The sequence below is a fragment of the Bradyrhizobium sp. 22 genome (assembly GCF_000482425.1).
Taxonomy (GTDB): Bacteria; Pseudomonadota; Alphaproteobacteria; order Rhizobiales; family Xanthobacteraceae; genus Bradyrhizobium; species Bradyrhizobium japonicum_B.
In genome coordinates, this window is record NZ_KI519399.1 from 4,126,512 (window position 1) to 4,134,327 (window position 7,816).

Genomic DNA, 7,816 nt, shown 5'->3' on the forward strand with positions numbered 1-7,816 from the left:
ATGCCACCGGGCGCACCGCAGACAAGACCTTGCGTTCCGATGCCGCCAGGCGCGCCGCAGACAAGACCCTGCGTGCCGATGCCGCCGGGGGCCGCTCCAGAGAGAAATGCATTCAGCATTGAAGCCTCCACATCCCTATGAACTTGTCCGATATCCACTTTAGTCGTCGGCCGCACTGACAAGCGCACGCGGCCGGCGGTCGCATCGAGGTTCGTCGTCTCGACAATCGTCTCATCAGGTCTTGGAATTTCGGCGTAGTAGCTACGGCCCGCGTCGAGATAGATTCGACGCTTGCCCGACTGTGTCTCGGGCGCATAGCCGACGATCGGAATCGTCGGCTCGTTTGCTGCCCCCGGAGCCGCGCCCGGACGAGATGATGCGGCTTCGATGTCAGACGGGGGGTCAGGGTAATGGTCAACCATCAGACCTCCAAAAATCAATTTATACGTGTAATCTACTAAAAATTGCATGGTTGCGCTTCGATTGCAATACAGTGTCGATGAAGAATTTAGCGTGCGATGCAGATGACAATCGCCCGCACTCGCAACGGGCTTGAAGCACCATACCGCAGCACCGACGCTGTCGATTTTCGCACGCGGCAACGGCCCCGATGAAACAGCATCAGAGCTTCGCGCAAAACGAGCTTTGCTCTTCGCGGCGAGCTACCGCGTCGCCAGCACCACCGCCGCCAGCGTGAAGATCAGCGCGGCGATCTGCCCTGCGCCGAGCGGCTCGCCGAGCGCGATCGCCGAGGCGACGACGCCGATGACGGGCACCGCCATGGTGCCGATCGCGGCGACCGAGGCCGGCAGCCGCGCCAATGCGGCGAACCAGCTGACATAGGCGATGCAGAACTGCACCACGGTCGAGTAGACCAGCAGCCACCAGCCGAGCGGCGTGACCTTGGAGAGATGCGTGGTCTCGACCAGGAGGCCGATGATCGAGATCGGCAGGCAGCCGATCCCGATCTGCCAGGCCGCGGCCGCGATCGGCGGCAGGTGGATCGGATACTTCTTGGAGAACACCGTGCCGACGGCGAAGCCGAACGCGCCGCCCAGCGCCATGATGATGCCAGGCAGCTTCTCGACGCTGGCGGCGATGCCGTTGCCGCCCATGATCGAGGCCAGCCCGACGAAGGCCATCACCAGCCCGAGCGTGCGCAGCAGCGTCGGCCGCTCGCCCAGCACCGGCCAGGCGATGATCGAGGCCCAGACCGGCATGGTGTAGGCGATCAGCGCCGCCTCGCTCGCCGGCAGCCAGAGCAGCGCGAGGCCCATCAGCACCATCCAGCCGGTGACGTTGAGCAATGCCGCGGTGAGCAGGCGCGGCCAGGTCGCCGCGTCCACCTGCAGGCTCTGCCGGCGCATCACCGCCAGCGCCGCCAGCAGCACGGCGCCGAGCACGCCGGTGACCCCGCGCAAGGTCAAAGGCGGCAGCTCGGCGAGCAGGAATTTCGTCACCGGCCAGTTGAAGCCCCAGCCGATCGAGGTGATGGCGAGGAACATCAGGCCGGCCGGGGCGATGCGCGGCCGCGCATCCCGACGAGTCGAATCAAGCATGTGGGGTATCCGGCAAATCGAGGTCAGCTTGGCGCGGATTCGCCGCCCAAGCCACTGTCTCGGCGGGCATGCCTGCCCTCCCCTTCCGTAGGGCTACGTGAGTCCTGCTGACGCAATCCCTTCGCCCAAAAATATACCTGCCCTGTGAACAGCGGGATGAAGCCTGCGCGGCATCACCGGATGCAAATTTTTTCAGTTGGGAATCCGTGAGGACTCACTGATACTTGCCTCCATAGCAGGCGCGGCCAGGCCCCCTGTTATCCCCCACAATCCACCACATTTAGTATTTGATTCAGGAACTCGCACTAGTTCTTGACGGGCGCAGCGGAGAGTCCTAGCTTTCGATCCGTTCGGCGCGAGTGAGTTTGCGTCCCGCCGGCACTCCCCCAAAGGGTCTCGCAAATCGGCACTCCGCCAAGCCAGCCAAAGGCAGCGGATGAGGGCTTGTCTGCCCGCGAAAGGCGGATTCTTCGGGCGCCAGAACGGGCCGGCGACAGGCTCGGATGGCAAGGAAAGACGTTGTGACGGTGGGGCGTTGAACGCGTGTCGGGCTCATCCCCTTGGGGGCGGATGGGCCTGGACAGGCAGGCGGGATGATCGGTGCGCGCATCGAGCCATCGCGTCGGGAGAACAAGGGCCGGGTCCACCGGCTGAACTGCGGAGCTCAAGGCCATCAGGCCGAAGGCGCCGCGAAACGAAATGTCGACCGGCACGCCTGAACGGAGGCGGGACCGGTCAAAACTTAAGGACGGGGCAAGACGATGCGGATTGAGCGGCGCCACACCACTTCGGGACAGTCACCCTACGCAGGGATCGATTTCCGGCTGACCACGTCGGAGATCAGGAATCCCGACGGCTCCGTCGTGTTCAAGCTCGACAATGTCGAGGTGCCCACGGAATGGTCGCAGGTCGCCTCCGACGTACTCGCCCAGAAATATTTCCGCAAAGCCGGCGTTGCCGCGCGCCTGAAGAAGGTCGAGGAGGAATCCGTCCCCTCCTTCCTGTGGCGCTCCGTGCCCGACACCGAGGCGCTTAGCCTCCTCCCTGAGAAGGAGCGCTATGTCAGCGAGCTCAGCGCCAAGCAGGTGTTCGACCGCCTCGCCGGCTGCTGGACCTATTGGGGCTGGAAGGGCAAGTATTTCTCGTCCGACGAGGACGCCCAGGCCTTCTACGACGAGCTGCGCTACATGCTCGCCAAGCAGATGGTCGCGCCGAACTCGCCGCAATGGTTCAACACCGGTCTGCATTGGGCCTATGGCATCGACGGCCCCGGCCAGGGCCATTATTACGTCGATCCCTTCACCGGCAAGCTGACCAAGTCCAAGTCCGCCTACGAGCATCCGCAGCCGCACGCCTGCTTCATCCAGGGCGTCGGTGACGACCTCGTCAACGAAGGCGGCATCATGGACCTCTGGGTCCGCGAGGCCCGCCTGTTCAAGTACGGCTCCGGCACCGGCTCCAACTTCTCGCGGCTGCGCGGCGAAGGCGAAAAGCTCTCCGGCGGCGGCCGCTCCAGCGGCCTGATGAGCTTCCTCAAGATCGGCGACCGCGCCGCCGGCGCGATCAAGAGCGGCGGCACCACCCGCCGCGCCGCCAAGATGGTCGTGGTCGACGTCGATCACCCCGACATCGAGACCTATATCGACTGGAAGGTGAAGGAGGAGCAGAAGGTCGCCGCCCTCGTCACGGGCTCCAAGATCAACCAGAAGCACCTCAAGGCCGTGCTGAAGGCCTGCGTCAATTGCGAAGGCTCGGGCGACGATTGCTTCGATCCCGAGAAGAACCCTGCCCTGCGCCGCGAGATCAAGCTGGCGCGTCGCAGCCTGGTGCCCGACAATTACATCAAGCGCGTCATCCAGTTCGCCAAGCAGGGCTACAAGGACATCGCGTTCGACACCTACGACACCGACTGGGACAGCGAAGCCTACCTCACGGTCTCCGGCCAGAACTCCAACAACTCGGTCTCGCTGCGGGACGATTTTCTGCGCGCCGTGGAAACGGATGGCGACTGGAATCTGGTCGGACGCACGACCAAGAAGATCACCAAGACGCTGAAGGCGCGCGACCTCTGGGAGAAGATCGGCTACGCCGCCTGGGCCTCGGCCGACCCCGGCCTGCACTTCAACACCACCATGAACGACTGGCACACCTGCAAGGCGTCCGGCGACATCCGCGCCTCCAATCCGTGCTCGGAATACATGTTCCTGGACGACACGGCGTGCAACCTCGCCTCCGCCAACCTGCTGACGTTCTATGACATCGAGACCAAGCGATTCGACGTCGAGGGCTATGAGCATCTCTGCCGGCTCTGGACCATCGTGCTCGAAATCTCGGTGATGATGGCGCAATTCCCGTCGAAGGCGATCGCCGAGCTCTCCTACGAGTTCCGCACCCTCGGCCTCGGCTACGCCAATATCGGCGGCCTGCTGATGACCATGGGCCTGCCCTATGACAGCAAGGAAGGCCGCGCGCTCTGCGGCGCGCTGACCGCCGTGATGACCGGCATCACCTACAAGACCTCGGCGGAAATGGCTGCCGAACTCGGCACCTTCCCCGGCTACAAGAAGAACGCGCCGCACATGCTGCGCGTGATCCGCAACCACCGCCGCGCCGCGCACGGCCAGTCCAACGGCTACGAGGCGCTCAGCGTCAACCCGGTGCCGATGGACCTCGTCTCCTGCCCGCAAGCTGACCTCGTCAGCCACGCGCAGGCGGCCTGGGATGCGGCGCTCCAGCTCGGCGAGCAGCACGGCTATCGCAACGCCCAGACCACGGTGATCGCGCCGACCGGCACGATCGGCCTCGTGATGGATTGCGACACCACCGGCATCGAGCCCGACTTCGCGCTGGTCAAGTTCAAGAAGCTCGCCGGCGGCGGCTACTTCAAGATCATCAACCGCGCGGTCCCCGCGGCGCTGCGCGCGCTCGGCTATCGCGAAGCTGAGATCGCCGAAATCGAGGCCTACGCCGTCGGCCACGGCTCGCTCTCCAACGCGCCGGGCATCAACGCCTCGACCCTGAAGGCGAAGGGCTTCACCGAGGAAGCCATCGCCAAGGTCGAGAAGGCACTGCCGACCGCCTTCGACATCAAGTTCGCCTTCAACAAGTGGACTTTTGGCGAGGATTTCATCCGCGACCAGCTCGGCATCGGCGCCGAGGCGATCGCCGCCCCCGGCTTCGATCTGCTCCAGGCCGTCGGCTTCACCAAGCGCGAGATCGAGGCGGCCAACGTCCACATCTGCGGCGCGATGACGGTGGAAGGTGCCCCGCACCTCAAGGCCGAGCACTATCCGGTGTTCGACTGCGCCAACCCCTGCGGCAAGATCGGCAAGCGCTATCTGTCGGTCGAGAGCCACATCCGCATGATGGCGGCGGCGCAGCCCTTCATCTCGGGTGCGATCTCCAAGACCATCAACATGCCGAACGACGCCACGGTGGAGGACTGCAAGTCCGCCTACATGCTGTCGTGGAAGCTGGCGCTGAAGGCCAACGCGCTCTATCGCGACGGCTCCAAGCTCAGCCAGCCGCTCAACTCGCAGCTCATCAGCGACGATGAGGACGAGGACGATGCGGTCGAGATGCTGCACGAGAAGCCCAATCTTTTTGAAAAACCCATGGCGGCGCGGACCACCCAGGTGGCCGAAAAGGTCGTCGAGAAGCTGGTCGAGCGCATCATCGTGATGCGCGAGCGCGAGAAGATGCCGGATCGCCGCAAGGGCTATACCCAGAAGGCGGTCGTCGGCGGCCACAAGGTCTATCTCCGCACCGGTGAATATGACGACGGCCGTCTCGGCGAGATCTTCATCGACATGCACAAGGAAGGCGCCGCGCTCCGCTCCTTCATCAACAACTTCGCCATCGCGGTGTCGCTCGGCCTGCAATACGGCGTGCCGCTGGACGAATATGTCGACGCCTTCACCTTCACCCGCTTCGAGCCGGCGGGCCCCGTGCAGGGCAACGACAGCATCAAATACGCGACCTCGATCCTCGACTACGTCTTCCGCGAGCTGGCGGTGAGCTACATGTCGCGGTTCGACCTCGCCCATGTCGATCCCAACGAGACCGGCTTCGACGCGCTCGGCAAGGGCGTCGAAGAAGGCAAGGAGCCGGACGAGGACGGCGGCCACCACGCCACCCGCCTGGTCTCGCGCGGCCTCACCCGCTCGCGGACCGACAACCTCGTGGTGATGCGCGGCGGCAGCGCCGCGGTCACCCAGGGCAACGACAGCGCGCCCTCAGGTGGCAGCAAGGTCACGGCGTTGGCGCACGGTGCCTCGGCCCGTGTCGGCGATGCCATCGAAGGCGCCGTCGCCCTGAAGCAGGACGTCCAGCACGACCTCTCGCCGACGGAGAAGCTCGAGCAGCTCCAGTGGAGCAAGGCCGGCACCGCCGCGACCGCCGTCCCCTCCAAGGCCGAGCGCCGCGCGGAAGCCAAGGCCAAGGGCTACGAGGGCGAGATGTGCTCAGAGTGCGGCAACTTCACGCTGGTGCGGAATGGGACCTGCATGAAGTGCGATACGTGCGGCAGCACGACGGGGTGCTCGTGAGGGGCTGAAATGGTGCCGAAATGGATGATGAGGAGCATGACGATCGTCGCGTAACTCGTCGCTCGAACGATGAGTGTCGACGCATCGCGAATGACACGAAGTCGTATTACGGCATCGAACGGTTGCGGCCGGTCAATATCGGCCGCATCCTTCGCTCCGGGAAGGTGCTTACGCTTCGCGGAGAGCGACCTCTCATCTACGAATGCGTGGATGATCAGGTACTTGGTACAAAGGATGCCCGCACTGAATTAGTTGGCGGTGCGGTCAAGATCACGATCAAACGATCCATTGATATTCAAAGCTCTTGGGGTGACGGCAGAAGTCGCATGACCATGGCTCACGAACTTGGCCACGCAGTCATGCATGCCGCTGATGGGTTCATTGACCACCGCGCTTCCGGGGCGGCCGGCACCACCACGCTCTCCAAGCTGAGCGCCGCGGAGTCAGCCGAGCATCAAGCAAAGGTGTTCGCCTCGGCCTTTCTCATTCATGATCGTCAGGCTGCAGAACTGGCTGCTCCGATCGATATCGCCACCGAGTTCTTGGTCAGCATGACGGCGGCCGAACTGTGCTTTGAGAGGCTTCAAGCGGAACAGGAGCGCGTCGCCGCTGTAGCCCGGGTAGTCGAAGCGAATCGAGCATTTCAGGCGTTGATGCGCGCATCCGAAAAGAAGCGAAAGAGAGACTACCTACAGTCACTCTGCCCGCAATGCCAAGCACGTACGCTTTTTCCTCTCGGCACCCAAATCGGGTGTGACAACTGCGGATACACCGGCAAGGACCCCGAGAAGGGCGACTCGTAGACCTGACGCGCAGTTGTACTAAGGGGCGTAAGGCTCAACGATAGCTCGTAGGATGGGTTGAGCACTTGCGAAACCCATCATCGATCGCGGCAACCGATGGGTTTCGCTACGCTCTACCCATCGATCCTCTTCGACACTATGCACACTCATGGGCTCGTTCGTCCCGCTTCTTGCGAACCTTGGCCAACGAACGATTTGCCTGTTCGAGGTAGCGTTGCGCTTCTTCTCCCCGGCGCTCGCGGATGCCCTCGTAGACATGCGACCGCGGCTCGCTCTCCTTACGGAAACCGATTGCGTGCAGCGCAGATGAGATCAACGTTTGCCAGTTCATCGCAAGACCTTCATCGGACTCCCTATCTGAGATAGGAGAGATCAAACCCTTCTCGCCCCATCAGCCAGAATGTCCGCTTCCAATCGTCCACCCCGTCCATAAGGATCGAGTAACCTTCATTCTGCATCACATTCGTCACCAAAGTGTGCTTGTGCAGAGCTCGTCCGCCAACGTGTTTGGCTGAGGTCACGCGATAGATATAGCCAGGCACAAACTCTTGCAAAAGCCTGCGACAACAATGACTTACAACATCAAGGATCAACCCGGAGCAGTTGGGCGGCAACCAGACCTTCGCAATGTCCCTGTTCATCGTCGATCGGATCGGAACCTTCCCGTGCTGATCCAAGATGGTAATTTCGTACCCGAATTCGTGATAGTCGAACGACCGAAGATCCGCTAGCGGGGTCGAATCGCGCCGCGGGGTCAAACCGACATCAATCAAGGTGAGCCACCGATCGTCTTCACTCAATCCGATCGGTGCCCGGAGATAGATGCAGCCATCCTCCTCTTCGAAGTCGAGGTCATCTGGCAGATCATCGATGTGATCTTCCCCCGATAAAGTGGACGGGTTAAGCG

5 protein-coding genes are annotated in these 7,816 nt (G+C 62.9%); 2 read left to right on the forward strand and 3 right to left on the reverse strand.

The window, feature by feature from the left end:
* The coding region (locus K410_RS40465) for a hypothetical protein (protein WP_196236030.1) at positions 1-470 on the reverse strand (470 nt) is incomplete at its 3' end.
* A 192-nt stretch (positions 471-662) separates the two neighbouring features.
* Complete coding sequence (locus tag K410_RS0121005; protein ID WP_028136697.1) at positions 663-1,559, reverse strand: DMT family transporter; 897 nt, start codon at positions 1,557-1,559, stop codon at positions 663-665.
* 761 nt (positions 1,560-2,320) lie between these two features.
* On the opposite strand from K410_RS0121005, the gene K410_RS0121010 reads away from it, so the two are divergent.
* On the forward strand, positions 2,321-6,106 hold the full coding sequence (locus K410_RS0121010; RefSeq protein ID WP_028136698.1) for a vitamin B12-dependent ribonucleotide reductase: 3,786 nt from the start codon (positions 2,321-2,323) through the stop codon (positions 6,104-6,106).
* 20 nt (positions 6,107-6,126) lie between these two features.
* Positions 6,127-6,909, forward strand: coding sequence for an ImmA/IrrE family metallo-endopeptidase (locus K410_RS0121015; protein WP_028136699.1), 783 nt, complete (start codon positions 6,127-6,129; stop codon positions 6,907-6,909).
* Between the two features lie 353 nt (positions 6,910-7,262).
* Here the strand turns inward: K410_RS0121015 and K410_RS40470 are convergent.
* The coding region (locus tag K410_RS40470; RefSeq protein WP_049820142.1) for a hypothetical protein at positions 7,263-7,816 on the reverse strand (554 nt) is incomplete at its 5' end.

Excerpts from the sequence above, each read along its gene's own strand:
- K410_RS0121005 (WP_028136697.1), bottom strand. The coding sequence starts at position 1,559 with ATGCTTGATTCGACTCGTCGGGATGCGCGGCCGCGCATCGCCCCGGCC.
- K410_RS0121010 (WP_028136698.1), top strand. The coding sequence starts at position 2,321 with ATGCGGATTGAGCGGCGCCACACCACTTCGGGACAGTCACCCTACGCA.
- K410_RS0121015 (WP_028136699.1), top strand. The coding sequence starts at position 6,127 with ATGGATGATGAGGAGCATGACGATCGTCGCGTAACTCGTCGCTCGAAC.